Annotated in this window: 16 protein-coding genes and 3 tRNA genes; 15 read left to right on the top strand and 4 right to left on the bottom strand. The window is 60.2% G+C overall.

All coding sequences use genetic code 11. From position 1 onward, the window contains the following. Positions 1-3 precede the first annotated feature (3 nt). The 5 genes from ARB25_RS09230 (at position 4) to typA (ending at position 3566) form a co-directional block, all read left to right on the top strand. Positions 4-80, top strand: a tRNA-Ile gene (locus ARB25_RS09230). Positions 81-239: 159 nt separating this feature from the next. Next, positions 240-740: a bifunctional nuclease family protein gene (locus ARB25_RS09225; RefSeq protein WP_055287542.1), complete on the top strand. Its 501-nt coding sequence runs from the start codon at positions 240-242 to the stop codon at positions 738-740. Positions 741-773: 33 nt separating this feature from the next. Continuing rightward, a complete protein-coding gene (locus tag ARB25_RS09220) occupies positions 774-1130 on the top strand; it encodes a hypothetical protein (RefSeq protein ID WP_156327729.1) in 357 nt (118 codons plus the stop codon). 30 nt (positions 1131-1160) lie between these two features. Further along, entirely contained in the window at positions 1161-1610 is a 450-nt protein-coding gene (locus ARB25_RS09215; protein ID WP_055287538.1) for a hypothetical protein, read from the top strand. Positions 1611-1727: 117 nt separating this feature from the next. After that, positions 1728-3566 carry a translational GTPase TypA gene (gene typA / locus ARB25_RS09210; protein ID WP_055287536.1) on the top strand — a complete coding sequence of 613 codons (1839 nt, stop codon included), beginning with the start codon at positions 1728-1730 and terminating at the stop codon, positions 3564-3566. Positions 3567-3694: 128 nt separating this feature from the next. Here typA and ARB25_RS09205 read toward each other — a convergent pair whose 3' ends face one another. The 4 genes from ARB25_RS09205 to ARB25_RS09190 form a co-directional block, all read right to left on the bottom strand. Then, positions 3695-4840 carry a DUF8173 domain-containing protein gene (locus ARB25_RS09205; RefSeq protein WP_055287534.1) on the bottom strand — a complete coding sequence of 382 codons (1146 nt, stop codon included), beginning with the start codon at positions 4838-4840 and terminating at the stop codon, positions 3695-3697. Positions 4841-4946: 106 nt separating this feature from the next. Next, positions 4947-5636 carry a trimeric intracellular cation channel family protein gene (locus ARB25_RS09200; protein ID WP_055287532.1) on the bottom strand — a complete coding sequence of 230 codons (690 nt, stop codon included), beginning with the start codon at positions 5634-5636 and terminating at the stop codon, positions 4947-4949. A gap of 428 nt (positions 5637-6064) precedes the next feature. Beyond that, a tRNA-Ser gene (locus ARB25_RS09195) sits at positions 6065-6155 on the bottom strand. 48 nt (positions 6156-6203) lie between these two features. Continuing rightward, positions 6204-6294 (bottom strand) — tRNA-Ser (locus tag ARB25_RS09190). A 504-nt stretch (positions 6295-6798) separates the two neighbouring features. On the opposite strand from ARB25_RS09190, the gene rpsF reads away from it, so the two are divergent. The 10 genes from rpsF (at position 6799) to ARB25_RS09140 (ending at position 16463) form a co-directional block, all read left to right on the top strand. Continuing rightward, positions 6799-7092 carry a 30S ribosomal protein S6 gene (gene rpsF / locus ARB25_RS09185; protein WP_006235831.1) on the top strand — a complete coding sequence of 98 codons (294 nt, stop codon included), beginning with the start codon at positions 6799-6801 and terminating at the stop codon, positions 7090-7092. 48 nt (positions 7093-7140) lie between these two features. Further along, the gene (locus ARB25_RS09180; RefSeq protein ID WP_006235830.1) at positions 7141-7593 is read left to right on the top strand and encodes a single-stranded DNA-binding protein; all 453 of its coding nucleotides are present in this window, start codon (positions 7141-7143) and stop codon (positions 7591-7593) included. A gap of 72 nt (positions 7594-7665) precedes the next feature. Beyond that, a complete protein-coding gene (rpsR, locus tag ARB25_RS09175; protein ID WP_006235829.1) occupies positions 7666-7932 on the top strand; it encodes a 30S ribosomal protein S18 in 267 nt (88 codons plus the stop codon). Between the two features lie 15 nt (positions 7933-7947). Continuing rightward, positions 7948-8487, top strand: a complete 540-nt coding sequence (rplI, locus tag ARB25_RS09170) for a 50S ribosomal protein L9 (RefSeq protein ID WP_022094073.1) — start codon at positions 7948-7950, stop codon at positions 8485-8487. Between the two features lie 218 nt (positions 8488-8705). Further along, positions 8706-10103, top strand: coding sequence for a replicative DNA helicase (dnaB, locus tag ARB25_RS09165; RefSeq protein ID WP_172676361.1), 1398 nt, complete (start codon positions 8706-8708; stop codon positions 10101-10103). 93 nt (positions 10104-10196) lie between these two features. Next, complete coding sequence (locus ARB25_RS09160; RefSeq protein ID WP_055287530.1) at positions 10197-11483, top strand: adenylosuccinate synthase; 1287 nt, start codon at positions 10197-10199, stop codon at positions 11481-11483. 118 nt (positions 11484-11601) lie between these two features. Beyond that, positions 11602-12906 carry a phosphoribosylamine--glycine ligase gene (purD, locus tag ARB25_RS09155; RefSeq protein WP_055287529.1) on the top strand — a complete coding sequence of 435 codons (1305 nt, stop codon included), beginning with the start codon at positions 11602-11604 and terminating at the stop codon, positions 12904-12906. Between the two features lie 21 nt (positions 12907-12927). After that, positions 12928-13623, top strand: coding sequence for an NUDIX domain-containing protein (locus tag ARB25_RS09150; protein ID WP_172676360.1), 696 nt, complete (start codon positions 12928-12930; stop codon positions 13621-13623). A gap of 82 nt (positions 13624-13705) precedes the next feature. Beyond that, on the top strand, positions 13706-15478 hold the full coding sequence (locus ARB25_RS09145) for an ABC transporter ATP-binding protein (RefSeq protein ID WP_055287527.1): 1773 nt from the start codon (positions 13706-13708) through the stop codon (positions 15476-15478). A 19-nt stretch (positions 15479-15497) separates the two neighbouring features. Further along, the gene (locus ARB25_RS09140; protein ID WP_006235822.1) at positions 15498-16463 is read left to right on the top strand and encodes a hypothetical protein; all 966 of its coding nucleotides are present in this window, start codon (positions 15498-15500) and stop codon (positions 16461-16463) included. Positions 16464-16718 lie beyond the last annotated feature (255 nt).

Raw genomic sequence — 16718 nt, 5'->3', positions numbered from 1 at the left:
GATGGACCTGTAGCTCAGTTGGTTAGAGCGTCCGGCTGATAACCGGGAGGTCACAAGTTCGAATCTTGTCAGGTCCACCATCAAAACTGTGAAGAGCCCTGGGGCATTGCCTTGGGGCTTTTTTCTTGTCTGCGATAAATCTCATTTTGGTTTTGTGTGCTGTGCGAAAGATTGGGTAGTATAGCTATTCAATGCGGTGGAGCTGCCGCGTGTTAACCGCTACGTACCGGAGGTGTTCCATGGTTCGTGTCGACATAGAGACCATCGTCATGGCCGCCGGTCCCGTGCCATCGCTTATCGTGCTTCGCGAGCGCTGCAGCAAATCGGACTCGCCCGCGCCGCTGCGTTCCCTTTCCATTCAGACTGGTTCGTTTGAGGCTGCGGCAATCAGCCGCGGCATCGACAGCGGACGCGCCGATCGCCCGATTACCCATGACCTGTTGCTCGATACTGTTGGCGCCCTGGGCGCCAAGCTCGAGCGCATCGAGATCGTTCGCACCGAGCCGCCGGTGTTCTACGCGACGATTGTCGTACTGGCCGATGGTGACGAGCGCAAGATCGATGCCCGTCCCAGTGATGCCATTGCCCTTGCCGTGCGCAGCAATGCCCCCATGTTTGTGGAGGACGACATCATGAATCGCCTGGGCACTGTTTCTGCCCATACCGAGGAAGTTTACGACGAGCAGGAGTTCGAGAAGTTCGACGAGTTCGTCCATACGCTCTCGCCCGATGACTTCTAAATGCGGGGCGGCCAGGATGCGGAGCGTTCGCTGATGGCCGGCGGTATGTCGGCTGAGGCGGCTGCGATCGCCCGCGAGGCCCAGATGCGCTCGGAGGCTTCTGAGGCGGCTCGCATTGCCTATGTGACGCAGGCCCGCACGCTCCGCGAGCGCCGCGGCTCGTTTATCAAGATGGTTGTCGTCTCCGCCCTTGTCGCGGCAATCTGCTCACGCCTTCGTGGTACAGTTGGTGCGCTTGGGTTTTCGATCTCTACGGGCCTGGTGATCTGGGGCGTGGTCGATGCAGTCATGCTGACCAGTCAGATCAAGGTGCTCGACAAGCGCGCGGCGGACATGATGCGCACCCGCGACGCTGCCGCCAAGATCGCCGCCGAGGCACAAGAACTGTAACGACGTCAGACTCGATGGGAAGGTCTAAAGATGGCACAGGATATGCAGGATGCCGGTAACGTCTCCGCCGAGCTCGACGCCATGGTGTGCGATCTGATCGGCGCGTTCTTGGACGACCTTGCCGCCGGTGAAAACCCTGGCGTGGTCGTGGCAATTGAGGATGCTGCTTCCAACCGTTATCTGGCGGCGCTCGACGAGGACGGCGAAGAGGCGTGCCTGGAGGCGGCCACCAACTTTATCTCCGAGCACAAGATGGGTCTTAAGGACGAGGGCCTGGGCCGTATCGTCCGCTATGCCATCGGCTACACCGGCTGCGTCGAGATTGACGGCGGCTATCACGATGCTCTGCTCGTGAGCTTCTTTGAGACTACGCTCGAGAGCGGTTTTTCGGCATATGTGCTGTATGAGGGCATGGGCGCCGGCGATGGTTTTATGTGGAGCGACCCTGAACCTGCAGGTGAGGAAACCCCTCTCATCTAAAATCGCTAAAATAAACGAGTTTTCGGTAAAAGGCTCAATATTCCCGCTGAGCGTTGTATCGCTGGGCGGGCCGCATACGCGTGCCGTTTGTATATGGATAGAAGATAGGGGAACTACATGCGCGTAGACAATCTGAGGAACATCGCCATCATCGCCCACGTCGACCACGGCAAGACGACGATGGTCGACAAGCTCCTGCGTGCCACGGACGCCTTCCGTGCCAACCAGCAGGTCGAGGACCGCGTCCTGGATTCCAACGACCAGGAGCGCGAGCGCGGCATTACGATTCTCGCCAAGAACATCTCTATCGAGTATAAGGACGTCAAGATCAACGTCATCGACACCCCGGGCCACGCCGACTTCGGCGGCGAGGTCGAGCGCGTGCTGCGTATGGCCGACGGCGCCCTGCTGCTGGTCGACGCCTTTGAGGGCCCCATGCCCCAGACCCGCTTCGTGCTGCGTCACGCTATCGACACCGGCCTTAAGATCATGATCGTCATCAACAAGATCGACCGTCCGGGCGCCAACCCCGAGAAGGCCTACAACGACTGCCTGGACCTCATGGCCGACCTGGGCGCCACCGACGACCAGCTTGAGTTCGCCATGGAGCACGTGGTCTACGCCAGCGCCATGAACGGCTTTGCCCGTCTTGACCCCAACGACGGCAACATGGACATGTACCCGCTGCTCGATATGATTATCGACGACATGCCCGCGCCCGAGGTTGACGAGAACGCCCCGCTGGCCATGCAGTGCGTGACCATCGACCACTCCAACTTCGTCGGCCGCATCGGTATCGGCCGCGTGTACTCTGGCGCCATCCACCAGGGCGACCAGATCCTGGTTGTCAAGAACGACGGATCCAGCGCTACCGCCACCGTCAAGCAGCTCTTTACCTTCGACTACCTGGGCCGTACCGAGTGCCAGGAAGTCGGCGCCGGCGACATCGCCGCTGTCGTGGGTATCGACCGCACCGATATCGGCGATGTCTACACCGATCCCGAGAACCCTGTCGAGCTCGAGCCCATCGAGATCGACCCGCCGACCCTGTCCATCGTCTTTGAGGCTTCGACCTCCCCGCTTGTCGGCCGCGACGGCGACATCGTGGGCGCCCGTCAGCTCAAGGAGCGCCTGTTCAACGAGGCCGAGAACAACGTGACTATGAAGATCGAGGAACTCGAGGACAAGAGCGGCGTCGAGGTCTCGGGCCGCGGCATTCTGCACCTGTCCGTTCTGATGGAGTCCATGCGCCGCGAGGGCTTTGAGTTCCAGGTCGGCCGTCCCCGCGTTCTGTTTAAGAAGGACGAGAACGGCAACAAGATGGAGCCCGTCGAGCAGGCCGTCGTCGAGTGCCCGGACGAGTACTCGGGCAAGGTCGTTGAGGTCTTCGGCACCTCCGGCGGCATCATGACGAGCATGGATACCTCGGGCATCGTGACGCACCTCGAGTTTAAGATTCCGACCCGCGGCATCATGGGTCTTAAGAACCGCATCATGAACGTCACCCACGGCGAGGGCGTGTTCTACCACACCTTCCTGGAGTACGGTCCCTACGCCGGCGAGATCGGCAACCGTCAGAACGGCGCAATGATCTCCATGACCACCGAGAAGGCCGTTGCCTATGCTCTGGGTACGCTGCAGGAGCGCGGCCAGCTTTTTGTTGAGCCGGGCACCGAGTGCTACGAGGGCATGATCGTGGGCGAGCGCAGCAAGGCTGGCGACATGGTCGTCAACATCGCCCGTACCAAGAACCTGGGCAACCAGCGTTCCTCGACCTCCGATATCTCCGTTCAGCTGGTGCCGCCCCGCACCTTCTCGCTGGAGGAGGCGCTGGAGTACATCGCCGACGACGAGCTGGTTGAGATTACCCCCAAGAACATCCGCCTGCGCAAGCGCCTGCTCAACGCCACCGACCGCAAGAAGGCCGCCGTCCGCGCCGGCCAGGTCAACAAATAAGCGCTGGACTTTATAGCGTCTAACAAGAAAGGGCGTCGACCGTAATGGTCGGCGCCCTTTTTGTGCATAGGGACTGAGCTGGTCTGCACCACCACAAAGGTGCCTGGTCCCTTTGTGGTGGTTGGCGGCTAAGCGGTGGGGAGTCCTGGCGTGTTAGCCGGCTGCTGCGGCCTGAGGTGGGCGTTGCGCCAGATGATCTGGATAACGTAGCCGAGCATAAAGACAAAGGCTACGCCGCTGATGAAGTCACCTACGAGGGGAAGCCCCGTGAGGGCGCCTGCGATTACGCCGCCCACGGCTGCCATGGCGTAGCGGTTTTGGTTGTGTCCGACCATGCGGGAGATCGCGCACCCCGCAAAGGCACTCGACACCAACGCGATGCCGATAACGCCGCACAAGAGGGCTCCGGCAAGCGACAGACCAGCGATAGAGATAATTAGCAGTAGGACGGCGGGGACGATAGCAATCGTGCCCAGAAGACCGCTCACCCACAGGGGTATGGGGCGCTGGTGGAGCATGCCGGCGGCGCTGGCGGTCGCGCGCGGAAAGACGAGCTCGAGCAGCAGAGCGACAAAGCAGGTCGAGAGTGCCGCGGCGACGATACCGCCGATGACATCGTTAACGGTGGAAGTATCCTCGTTCTCGGTGCGGTCGATCTTGAGCGCGCCTACCTCGGCTCCTGCGGCACGCTCGGGGTCCTCGGAGACGTGCGCGTTCACGGTGCCGGTGATGTGGGCGTTCTTGCCCAGGATGAGCTTGTCGGCCCAAACCTCGACATCGCCCTCGACGGTGCCATCGATGGTCACCGTGTCGCCCGCAAGCGCTGCCGACTTGGTAGAGCCGCGCAGGGCAACCGTCTCGCCTATCGCGTAAAAACAGTTGGCGGTGCTGTCGGAATTGAGCACAACGTGCTGACCGACGACCGTGACGCTGCCATCAACCGTGGTCTTGGCGATATCGATAGTGCGTGCCGCCAAGCGGACGGCGCCGCCCACCGTGCAGTCGCGGATGGAGAGGCTCTCGCCTGCTGCAATTATGTCGCGGCCGATGGACGCATCGTCCAAGTTGAGGGCCTGGCCGGCCCAGTACAGGTCACCATCGACGCCGGACGGATTGGCGTCATTGTCGGTCGCAAGTACATTGCCTGCGGCGTCCGTGCCGGCGAACGACGCCGTGGGAAGTGCGGTGAGCGCGAGCGCGATGAGCGCGAACAGGATGGTGATGCGGCCCCATGCTTTACGGCGCTGGCTCGACGGGAATTGATTGCAGGGCATAGTGAATCCTTTGTTAGATACTCGGCATATACCTAACAGGGTACCCAACGCGTGGGCGCTCTAAAAGAACCTCTCGGTTGCATTTCGAAGGGTCGTGCCGTGCTGTCTACTTTTTACGGTGCAAAAAGCGCGCGATATCTTCTTCGGTGGGGCTTTTGATGTCAAAGCGCAGCGAGAGCCAGCGCAGGCCCATGGTCACGACAACGCATACGACCAGCGCGGCGACATTGCTCATGATGCCGCTCATAACGAGACACACGTAGCTTGTCGATCCGGCGATGGCCGCGATGGCATAAAAGTTAGTGCGTTGGAAAATGCCCGGAACCACGCCCATAAAGCCGTCGCGCAGCATGCCGCCACCTACTGCGGTGAAGAAGCCCATCATGATGCACACCGCCGGTGCAAAGCCGTAGACAAGCGCCTTGTCCGCTCCGGTGGCGGCATAGATGCCGACCGAGATGATGTCGAGCAGGGGAATGAGTTTTTCGGGCTTGTCGACGATTGCCGGGAAAATGTAGATGATGGCTGCCGTGGCAATGGAAAGCGGCAGCGCCATTGGCTGGTTGAGGATGTAGACGTTGCCCACCTGCAGCGTCATGTCGCGCAAGAGACCGCCGCCCAGACCGCAGACCACCGCGAGCGCGACCGCGCCCACCAGGTCGAGCTTGTGCTCGCGCGCAACCAGTACACCCGAGATCGATGCAGCGACAACAGCGAACATCTCGAGCCAAAACGGAATAGCGACCATGACATCCGAGGCATGTGAGGTAACGGTTATGGCGGCGACGACGGGCAAGATAGGGTCCTTTGGATTGTGGGTTTAGACAATGCCCGTACATAGTACATGGTTGGCGGGCGTGGCGACCCTATTGCTCGGTAAACGGTTGGGACTGGGTGGGGGCGTAGGTACCAAACGTGTACGTCAGCCTTCAAAGATGTCGAAAAATGTCGGTTTTGGAGGGTGACGTACATGTTTGGGGATCTGGGTTGATGCTGAACGCGATGGGGGCGTGGTTGAATAGGAGGGATGTCCAAATTGTGAGCGGAGCTCAAAATTTATCCGGTCGGCTTACGCCGACCGCGCTGCGCTAAAAACGCGCTACGGGCGCGTTTTCTTTACGCTTTGCGCCCTGGCGGGTTCGAATCCCTTCTCCTTCGCCGTATTTGTTTGTAAGGGACTCAAAACAAAAAAGCTCCCGTTGTTGGGAGCTTTCTCAACCAAAATGGCGGAGGAGGAGGGATTCGAACCCTCGTGACCTTATACAGGCCAAACGGTTTTCGAGACCGCCGCATTCAACCACTCTGCCACCCCTCCGCGTGGGGTAAAAACAAAGCAGGCTCGAAGGCCTGCTTTGGAATTAACTGGCGGAGAGTCAGGGATTTGAACCCTGGAGACGCTTTTGACGCCTACACGATTTCCAATCGTGCTCCTTCGGCCACTCGGACAACTCTCCGTTAAATGCGAAAGTCAGTATACACGAGGAATCGCAAAGTGCAAACAGAAAAGTTGGCATTTTTTAAAACGCTTGGCCGCGCTTGGCGTTGCAGTGGGGTTTGAGGTGCCAAAAAACGGCTTCCGACCAGTGTGGTTGATCAACTCAATTGTTCAAAAGGGGTATTCATAAGCGACTTGGCAATGAATATAAAAATCTTTGGGTGGTGCTGTGGACCACCGGTATGCATTTTGCGACCACAGCCTTGTGCCCGTTGACCTGTGGCTTGGCTCAGCTTGTCCCCACGGCACCGTATCTTGTCCACAGATTCGTCAAGCTTTTGGTCAGCATTTGGTTGGAATGCGCATGAAACACCGTGCGAGTATGGGCATATGTGGAGGTCATGAGGTTGTAGCTGCAAATTATTGCAGCCTAGGAGGTTGAAAGATATTATTACCAAGTCTTTTCCTGCTTCAGGCGCACCTTCACGACCTGAAGCCACATTTGCCCAGAGGAGGTGACAATATGAAGGCTTATGAACTGCTGTTCTTTGTTGACCCGTCGCTCGACCCCGAGACTCGTCTCGCTGTTATGAAGCGTATCGATACCACGATCGCTGAGGGCGCTGGCAAGGTCGACTCCGTTGACGAGTGGGGCAAGCGCAAGCTCGCCTACGAGATCAACGACCTCACCGATGGTGACTACACCCTCATCAACTTCCACGCAGATCCTACCCAGATCGCCGAGCTTGATCGCGTCCTGCGCATCACCGACGCTGTGGTCCGCCACATGATCGTCCGTCGCGACGACCAGGAGTAAGACTGTCGTTTTGGACTGGGCTTGTGCCCCAAGAGGAAGTAGTGAGTTATGAGCATCAATCGAGTGAACATCACCGGTAACCTCACCCGCGATCCCGAGCTGCGCGCCACCGCCGGCGGAACCCAGGTTCTGTCCTTTGGCGTCGCCGTGAACGATCGTCGCCGCAACGCGCAGACTGGCGAGTGGGAGGACTATCCCAACTTTGTCGACTGCACCATGTTCGGCACCCGCGCCGAGGCCGTGAGCCGTTTCCTGGCAAAGGGAAACAAGGTCGCGATCGAGGGCAAGCTGCGCTACAGCTCTTGGGAGCGCGACGGCCAGCGCCGGAGCAAGCTTGAGGTCATCGTCGATGAGATCGAGTTTATGAGCTCCCGTGGTGGCCAGGGTGGCTACGATCAGGGCGGTTACGCCCCCGCAGCTCCCGCGCCCGCAGCACGTCCTGCCGCACCGGTGGCTACGCCGCCCGCGGTCGACGTCTACGATGAGGACATCCCGTTCTAAGGGTTGTTCACCTATTTTTGAGTGAGAGGCGGCTTCGGTTCGCCGAAGTTGCCAAACGAAAGGTATTTTGACATGGCTAATGATTTTTCTGCACGTCAGCCGCGTCGTAAGTACTGCCAGTTCTGCAAGGAGAACACTGAGTTCATCGACTATAAGGACACTCAGCTTCTCCGTAAGTACATGACCGACCGTGGCAAGATCAAGCCCCGTCGCGTCACTGGCGCTTGCACGCAGCATCAGCATGACATCGCCAACGCCATCAAGCGCGCCCGCGAGATGGCTCTCCTGCCGTACACCGTCCCCGTGGTTTCCTCTCGTGGCAACCGCGACCGCGGCTAAGAAGGGAGACGCATCATGAAGGTTATTCTTCTCGATGAGATCAAGGGCAAGGGCGGCGAGGGTGACGTCGTAGAGGTCGCTCAGGGTTACGCTGAGAACTTCCTGTTCCCCAAGAAGCTCGCTGTTGCCGCCACCAAGGGCAACCTCAAGCAGCTTGACGAGCGTCGCAACAACATCGCCAAGCGCGAGGCCGTCCGTCTGGCTACCGCCAACGAGACCAAGGCTGCCTTCGAGGGCAAGACGGTCACCGTTGACGTCAAGGTCGGCGACGAGGGCATCCTCTTTGGCTCCGTTACCGCCGCTATGATCGCTGACGCCATCAAGGCTCAGCTCGGTATGGACATCGACCGCAAGCGCGTCGAGCTCGGTAAGCCCATCAAGGTTGCCGGTGCCCACACCGTTGCCATCTCGCTGTACCGCGAGATCAAGGCCGAGGTTGTCGTTCTCGTCGGCGTTACCGCTGAGGAGCTCGCTGCCGAGGCTGAGGTCGAGGAGGCCGCTGAGGTCGCCGAGGCCGAGACCGCCGAGGTCGAGACTGAGGCTGCTGCCGAGTAGCATTTGCTGCAACGCAACAATCTTGTTCTAAGAAGGGCGCTCTGGGAAACCAGGGCGCCCTTTTGTTTTTTGCGCTGAGTGAGTGTCATGGTGAACGTTGCGTCGAAGTCCTATATACAGGACCGTTCATCCGTTTGGTTCGGTGATGATTGGCGGCGCGCGGCGCGTTTTGGGACCGTGGCTGATACTATGGATGCTCGCAAGCGATATGAATGAGGATGCTCATGGCATATGACGAAAGGGAGATGGGGCTGACGGTCGAGGACCGCGGCTCAAAGTTGGGTCTTCCCCAAAACCAAGATGCAGAGGCCAATGTACTGGCCGCTATGCTGCTATCGCCCGAGGTGGTCGAAGAGGCCCAGGTCGAGCTGCAGCCCGATGACTTCTACCGCCCCATTCATAAGACCATCTATACCGCGATGGTCGATATGTACAACAGCCGCATTCCCATCGACTCTATCTCGCTGATCGATTACCTGCGAAGCATCAACAAGCTCGATGCCGTGGGTGGCGAAGCGTACATTTTGGAGTTGATGGGTCAGACCCTGTCGCTCGTGAACTGGCAGCACCATGCCGCCATCGTCCGTCGCGACTCGATGCTGCGCGAGCTGATCGGCGCCACCAACGAGATTAACGCGCTGGCCTATAACGCCCCCACCAACACCAAAGAGGTCGTGGAGCTGGCCGAGAGCAAACTGCTCAAGGTCACGGCACGCGAGGTCAAGTCGAGCTACAAGACGCTGACCGAGTTTATGGTCGAGGCCTATAACGAGGCCGAGGAAGTGTGCCAGGCCGGTGGCCAGGCTGCGGGCGTGCCCACGGGCTTCCCGTCGCTCGACCGTATGCTCATGGGCTTCCGCGAGGGTCAGCTCATCATCATCGGCGCCCGTCCTGCCGTGGGTAAGACGTCGTTCGCTCTGAATCTGGCGCTCAACGCTGCCGCTGCTGGTTATACCGTCGGCTTCTTCTCGCTGGAGATGTCGGGCAAGGAAATTGCCCAGCGTCTGATTTGCGCCTACGCCATGATCTCGATCAGTGACTTCCGCATGGGCCGCATTAGCCCCGAGCAGTGGGCCAATATCAACGAGGCTACGCAGACCTTGTCCAAGCTCGATATTCTGATTGACGATACGCCCGGCACCACAGTGACCGAGATTCGCGCCAAGAGCCGCCGTATGCTCCATAACAAGGAGAAGGCAATCATCATCCTGGACTACCTGCAGCTGGTGAGTCCTCCGCCGGGACGCCGCTCCGAGAGCCGTACCGTCGAGGTTTCGGAGATGTCGCGTGGTCTGAAGATCATGGCCAAGGAGCTCAAGATCCCGCTCATCGCGCTGTCGCAGCTCTCGCGTCAGGTCGAATCCCGTACCGGCAAGCGCCCGCAGCTTTCCGACCTTCGTGAATCGGGCTCCATCGAGCAGGACGCCGATATCGTCATGTTCTTGGACCGCTCCGCCGACGAGGCCGAAGCCTCGCGCGACGATCGACCCGACGAGGGCGTTACGCGCATCGTCGTGGCCAAGAACCGTTCGGGCCCGATCGGCGACGTCGACCTGATGTTCCTGCCGGCATCCACCAAGTTCTATGAGCTTGATGGGGCACATGCCGAGGAGTAGGACAGGCGCCCGTTGCACGGGTATACTGGGAATGTTTTGTGCTTCTGCGTGCCGGCGTGGCGCGTAGACAGTCCATGAATGTAAGGAGTAAACATGCCGTCAACCGTTTTGGTCGGTGCCCAGTGGGGCGATGAGGGCAAGGGTAAGATTTGCGACCTGGTCGCCGGCGACTTCGATGCCGTCGTGCGCTACTCGGGCGGCAACAACGCCGGTCACACCATCGTCGTCAACGGCAAGAAGTACGGCCTGCACCAGGTGCCTTCCGGCATCATGTATTCCGACCACGTGTCGGTGATCGGTAACGGCTGCGTCGTCAACCCCAAGGTTGTCCTTGAGGAGATCGATATGTTCGAGGCCGACGGCATCACCACCAAGAACCTCAAGATTAGCGGCAACGCGCATGTCATCATGCCGTACCACATCGATCTGGATGGCGCCTTTGAGCAGAAGCTCGGCAAGAAGAACATCGGTACCACCAAGCGCGGCATCGGTCCGTGCTATCAGGACAAGATGGCCCGCATTGGCCTGCGCATGCAGGACATGCTGGACGAGGCGCTGTTCCGCGACAAGCTGGAGACCGCTCTCGCCCGCGTGAACCCCGAGCTCGAGCTCATCTACAACCTGCCCACCTACACCGTGGACCAGATTTGCGACGAGTACCTGCCGATGGCCGAGCGCCTGCGTCCCTACATCACCGAGACGAGCCTGCTGCTCAACAACATGATCGATGAGGGCAAGAACCTGCTGTTTGAGGGCGCCCAGGCGACGCTGCTCGACATCGACCACGGCACCTATCCGTACGTGACGTCTTCCAACTGCACCGCCGGCGGCGCCATTACCGGCTCCGGCGTGGGCATGAAGAACGTCGACCGCGTGCTGGGCGTCATGAAGGCCTATATCACCCGCGTCGGTTCGGGCCCCATGCCCACCGAGCTTTCCTATGAGTCCGAGGCTGGCCACACGCTGACCGAGGAGGGCTATGAGTACGGCGTGACCACCGGTCGCCGGCGTCGCTGCGGCTGGTTTGACGGCCCTATCGCCAACTATGCCTCGCGCGTCAACGGCCTCACCGACATCGCCATGACCAAGCTCGACGTGCTTTCGGCCTTCGACACCATTAAGGTGTGCGTTGCCTATGACGTCGATGGCGAGCGTTACACGAGCGTGCCCGAGCACCAGGTGCGCTTTGAGCATGCCAAGCCCATCTACGAGGAGCTTCCTGGCTGGAAGTGCGATATCACCGGCTGCCGCAGCTTTGAGGAGCTGCCGCAGGAGGCTCAGGACTACGTGGCGTTTATCGAGGATCTGGCACACACCCGCGTGACGTTCATTGGCGTTGGCGCTGGTCGCGAGCAGATTATCAACCGATTCTGGAAGTAATCGGGACTATTTGGTTATTGCGATATATCCCTTTGCAGCCCGGACGGGCGGCCGAGGGGTATATTTGCTTGCAAAGGGCTCGCGCGGAGCGGGCCGTTCATCCATAGAGGAGGCACCCTTGAAGGCGGACACTCAAACCATCGACATCCTGTTGTTGGGCAGCGGCGGCCGTGAGCATGCTTTGGCAGCTAAGCTCGCGGCATCACCGCGCGCCGGCAAGCTCTACATCGCGCCGGGTAACGGCGGCACCGCGAGCTGCGGCGAGAACGTTGTTCTCGACGACTGCGATCCTGCGGCCGTGGCGGCGTTTGCGCAGAGCCACGGATGCGGACTCGTGGTAATTGGCCCCGAGGCTCCGCTCGTGGCGGGCGTGGCCGACGCCGTGCGCGCGGCGGGTATTCCCTGCTTTGGCCCGGGTGCCGAGGGCGCCCAGATGGAGGGCTCCAAGCTGTTCTCCAAGCAGCTCATGGAGCGTGCGGGCATTCCGACGGCAGCCTATGGTTCGTTTACCGACGAGGCTTCGGCTCTCGCCTACGTGCGCGAGCAGGGCGCCCCGCTGGTCGTCAAGGCCGACGGCCTTGCCGCGGGCAAGGGCGTTATCGTGGCGACCGAACTTGAGCAGGCCGAAGAGGCCGTGCGCGAGTGCTTTGGCGGCACCTTTGGCGATGCCGGCAACACCGTGGTTATCGAGGAGATGCTCGTTGGTCCCGAGTGCTCGCTGCTGGCCTTTACCGACGGCAAGACCGTGCGCCCTATGGCCACCTCGCAGGACCACAAGCGCGCGCTCGAGGGCGACAAGGGTCCCAACACCGGCGGCATGGGTGTCTACAGCCCGGTGCCCATCGTGACCGATGAGGAGCACGCCACGATGGTGAAGGTCATGGAGCAGACCATTGCCGAGCTTGCTGCCGAGGGCATCGACTACCGCGGCTGCCTGTATGGCGGCTTTATGCTCACCCCCGCCGGCCCCAAGGTGCTGGAGTTCAACGCCCGCTTTGGTGATCCCGAGACGCAGGTCGTGCTCCCGCGCCTTAAGAACGACCTGGTCGAGGTTATGCTCGCCTGCGCCAACTGCGAGCTTGATCAGATTGAGCTCGATTGGCGTGACGAGTGGGCCGTGGCTGTTGTCCTGACGAGCGCGGGCTACCCCGGCAGCTACGAGAAGGGCAAAGTCATCACCGGCATCGCCGACGCCGAGGCCATGGAGAACGTGACCGTTTACCATGCCGGCACCGCCGTGGTGGACGGTCAGCTCGTGACCAACGGCGGTCGTGTGCTTGCCGTGACCGCGCTGGGCGACACGTTCGAGAACGCTCGCAACCTTGCCTACGAGGCCTGCGAGAAGATTGATTTTGAGGGCAAGACCCTGCGTCATGACATCGGCCTGCGCGCGCTGCGTGGCCGCGACGCCTGGGATGCCTAAAGTCCGAGAGGGATGAGACGGATGGACGAGAAGAACGAAGAGCTCGTGGACGCGCAGATCGTCGAAGAGGACAGCCGCATGTATGGGCACGCCGAGGGCGAGCCTGGTGGCAAGGTCGCTGACGAGCCGGCGCTGGTGCTGGGCGACGACGACCCGCACGATGTCGAGCTGCACGAGAAGATTCTTTCGGAGGAGTGCGCCTGGAAGGGCAAGATCCTCGACGTCCACCGTCTTGAGGTTGAACTGCCCAACGGTCACCGCAGCGCCCGCGATATCGTTCGCCATCCGGGTGCGGCGGCCGTTGTGGCACTGACCGAGAGCGGCAAGATCGTACTGGTGCGTCAGTACCGCACCGCCATCGACCGCGTGACGGTCGAGATTCCTGCCGGCAAGCTCGATCCGGGCGAGGACCCGCTCGATTGCGCCAAGCGCGAACTGCATGAGGAGACGGGCTTTAGGGCCGGTCGTATTCGCTTTTTGACGTCGATTGTCACGTCCTGCGGTTTTTGCGATGAGATCATCCACATTTACTTGGCTACCAAGCTCGAGTTTGATGCGCCCAACCCCGATGATGACGAGTTTGTCAACGTGGACCTGGTGCCGCTGCACGAGCTGATCGACGCCGTGCTCGACGACAAGATCGAAGACGCCAAGACCGTCGTGGGCGCCTTGGCCTGCGACAGCATCGCGCACCGCCTTGGGGGCGCGGAGCTTTAACGAGTGGGGATAGCCCTGGGACAAGTACTACTGATTGCTTTGTCCCAGGGCCTTACGTTGCTGATATTTCTTTGAGGATCACATGCTGAAGAGGTTTCTTTCGTATTACAAGCCCCAGATGGGGCTTTTTGTTGCTGATACTGTTTGTGCTCTGGTGCTTGCCGCCATTGACCTGGCGTTCCCCATTATCCTGCGCAATTTGACCGGTGGGCTGTTTACTCAGGGTCAGGCTGCCATTATGCAGGCGCTCGGCATGATCGCGGTGGGCTTGGTGCTGATGTATGCCGTCCGCTGCGCCTGCCGCTATTTTGTGAGCTATTGGGGTCACGTGATGGGCGCGCGCATGGAGTCCAAGATGCGCGAGGACCTGTTCGACCAGTACGAGCGCTTTAGCTTTGCGTACTTCGACCGCAACAGCTCGGGCGACATGATGAGTCGCGTGGTCAACGACCTGTTCGATATCTGCGAGGCGGCGCACCACGTGCCCGAGTGGATCATCATCTGCGGCATCGAGATTATCGGCTCGTTTGTAATTCTCTTTACCATCGCCCCGGTGCTGGCGCTTGCCATGGCTGTGGTGACGGCAGCGTTTACGGTCATCATGTTTTGGCAGAACATGCGCATGCGTGAGGTCTTTAGCGACAACCGCAAAAAAATCAGCGGTATCAATGCGCAGCTGCAGGATTCGCTGGCTGGCATGCGCGTAGTCAAGAGCTTTGCCAATGAGGAGACCGAGCGTGCCAAGTTCCGTGCCTCTAACGGCCGCTACCTTTTGTCCAAGGAGAACATGTATCACGCCATGGGCGTCTATACCGCGACGTATGGCCTGCTCTCGGGTGTGCTCTATGTGATCGTAGTGCTGCTGGGCGGATGGCTGGTCGCCCAGGGACAGCTACAGGCGGTCGATATGGCGACCTTCGCACTCTATATTTCGCTGTTCTGCACGCCGCTTGAGACGCTCGTCAATTCGGCCGAAACGTATCAGAAGGCTATCGCCGGCTTTAAACGTATGGACGAGGTGCTCTCGACCGCGCCGGATATCCAGGACAAGCCGGGCGCTACGGATCTGCAGGTGACTGCCGGCGCCGTGGAGTATCACGACGTGTGCTTTAACTACGAGGATGTCGAGCTGGGCGAGGGCTATGCCGACGAGCGTCCCGTTATCGACCATATGGACCTGTCCATCAAGCCCGGGCAGACCATCGCTTTGGTTGGCCCTTCGGGCGGCGGCAAGTCCACGACCTGTTCGCTGCTGCCGCGCTTTTATGACGTGGCTACCGGATCCATTAGCATCGACGGTCAGGACGTGCGCGATGTGACGCAGCAGAGCCTGCGCCGCGCCATCGGCCTGGTGCAGCAGGATGTCTATCTATTTGACGGTACGATTGGCGAGAACATCGCCTACGGCAAGCCGGGCGCTACGGCAGAAGAGATCGCCGAGGCCGCCCGTCGCGCCAACATCGATGCCTTTATCGAGTCGCTTCCGCAGGGCTACGACACCGTGGTGGGCGAGCGCGGCAGCCGTCTTTCGGGCGGACAGAAGCAGCGCGTTGCCATCGCGCGCGTGTTTCTCAAGAACCCCAAGATCCTGATTTTGGACGAGGCGACGAGTGCTTTGGATAACGAGAGCGAGGAGGCGGTGCAGGAGTCACTCGAAGAGCTGGCACGCGGCCGCACAACGATTATCATCGCCCACCGTCTTTCGACCATTAAGCATGCCGATGAGATTGCGACCGTTGAGCATGGTCGCGTTGTGGAGCGTGGCACGCACGAGGAGCTTCTCGCCCGTGGCGGCACCTATGCCCGTTACTATCGAATGCAGTTCGAAGGTGCGCGTGCGCACGAGCTCGACTGATTGATATGACAGGAAGTTTATGGCTGACAAGAACCCTTTGACTCCGGAAGAAGTGACGGAGTTATTCTCCGAAATCGATGCATCCGGCGTCTTGGATCCCACGCTCGCCAAAAAGCGTACCGAGCGCATGCGTGAGAAGGAGGCTGCGGCCAAGCGCGGTGACAAAGCGGCGCTAGCGCAGCTGCGCAGCGAGGACCGCGCGAGCCAGGCAAAACATATCGACCCGCTGTCCGAGGACGATCCTTCGGGCTCGCAGGTGAGCCATACCATTACGAAGACCGCGATGGCCGTGGTCATCGGTATTTTGGTGCTGATCGTGGGCATGCAGATTGGCTACGGTGTGATGCGACGCCTGAACACCGCGAACCTCTCCGAGAGCGTTTCGGTCGATACCGTTTCGACCGCGCTCAAGGGCGGACTTGAATGGGGCAACGGCTTTACGCAGTTCCCGCTCGACTTTACCGTCGATGAAGCCGATGAACGCACGGGCACGGTCGAGGTGACGGTGTTGGACACATCGTCTGCCAACGAGCTCGAGCTGCTGTCCAACGGGCAGATTCAGGCCGCGGCGCTTGCGACCAACGCGTTGCTCAACGATAAGATCGACCGCGTGGTGTATAACGTTCACGCCTATATCGACGAGGATAGCAACATTCAGCACGATTCCTTCTTTGGCATGTTCCCCGCGCGCGGCCACCAGAGCGCCATTTTGACGTTCGTGTGGACCAAGAGCTCATCCAACGCCACGAGTATCGACTGGAAGATGCGCATCGTGAGTATGGATGACACCATCGCCGAGCGCATTCAGAAGCAGGTGAACTCGGTGTCGTCGTTGATTGAGGACCCGGTGGTGAGCCAGACCAAGATTGACGAGGAAAAAGCCGAGCGCGATCTGGAGCATCGTCTACATGGCCGCGAGATTTTCCGCGGCGGCAAGCCCGATCGCACACCGTCCGAACTGCTGGAGCAGGACAAGAAAAAGTAAGAGGCCTTGATTATCGACTTTATCCGAACACCTCCCACATTCATCCGCACATGTGCGGATGAATGTGGGAACCCGATACCCTGAGGGCCGGGCCGGCCGGCCCCGGGAGATCGGAGGACGGTATGTCCGGAAAGAAGAAAAGGGGCTCCGCGAGGGCGGTCCCGAGGTCCTACGGAAGGCTCACGAGGCACGAGCGGGACACGGTCCAGAGGATGCTGGAGCGCAGGGCGTCGTGCAGGGAGATCGCGAGGGAGC

The sequence above is a fragment of the Collinsella aerofaciens genome (genome assembly GCF_001405375.1).
In the GTDB taxonomy this organism is placed as follows: Bacteria; Actinomycetota; Coriobacteriia; order Coriobacteriales; family Coriobacteriaceae; genus Collinsella; species Collinsella aerofaciens_F.
Note: the sequence above shows the minus strand (reverse complement) of the source record. Positions and strands in the feature narration are given on the sequence as shown.

Coding starts and splice junctions, on each gene's coding strand:
- rpsR (WP_006235829.1), top strand. CDS start 7,666: ATGGCTAATGATTTTTCTGCACGTCAGCCGCGTCGTAAGTACTGCCAG.
- ARB25_RS09225 (WP_055287542.1), top strand. CDS start 240: ATGGTTCGTGTCGACATAGAGACCATCGTCATGGCCGCCGGTCCCGTG.
- dnaB (WP_172676361.1), top strand. CDS start 8,706: ATGCTCATGGCATATGACGAAAGGGAGATGGGGCTGACGGTCGAGGAC.
- ARB25_RS09140 (WP_006235822.1), top strand. CDS start 15,498: ATGGCTGACAAGAACCCTTTGACTCCGGAAGAAGTGACGGAGTTATTC.
- ARB25_RS09205 (WP_055287534.1), bottom strand. CDS start 4,840: ATGCCCTGCAATCAATTCCCGTCGAGCCAGCGCCGTAAAGCATGGGGC.
- ARB25_RS09160 (WP_055287530.1), top strand. CDS start 10,197: ATGCCGTCAACCGTTTTGGTCGGTGCCCAGTGGGGCGATGAGGGCAAG.
- rplI (WP_022094073.1), top strand. CDS start 7,948: ATGAAGGTTATTCTTCTCGATGAGATCAAGGGCAAGGGCGGCGAGGGT.
- ARB25_RS09215 (WP_055287538.1), top strand. CDS start 1,161: ATGGCACAGGATATGCAGGATGCCGGTAACGTCTCCGCCGAGCTCGAC.
- typA (WP_055287536.1), top strand. CDS start 1,728: ATGCGCGTAGACAATCTGAGGAACATCGCCATCATCGCCCACGTCGAC.
- rpsF (WP_006235831.1), top strand. CDS start 6,799: ATGAAGGCTTATGAACTGCTGTTCTTTGTTGACCCGTCGCTCGACCCC.
- ARB25_RS09145 (WP_055287527.1), top strand. CDS start 13,706: ATGCTGAAGAGGTTTCTTTCGTATTACAAGCCCCAGATGGGGCTTTTT.
- ARB25_RS09180 (WP_006235830.1), top strand. CDS start 7,141: ATGAGCATCAATCGAGTGAACATCACCGGTAACCTCACCCGCGATCCC.
- ARB25_RS09220 (WP_156327729.1), top strand. CDS start 774: ATGGCCGGCGGTATGTCGGCTGAGGCGGCTGCGATCGCCCGCGAGGCC.
- ARB25_RS09150 (WP_172676360.1), top strand. CDS start 12,928: ATGGACGAGAAGAACGAAGAGCTCGTGGACGCGCAGATCGTCGAAGAG.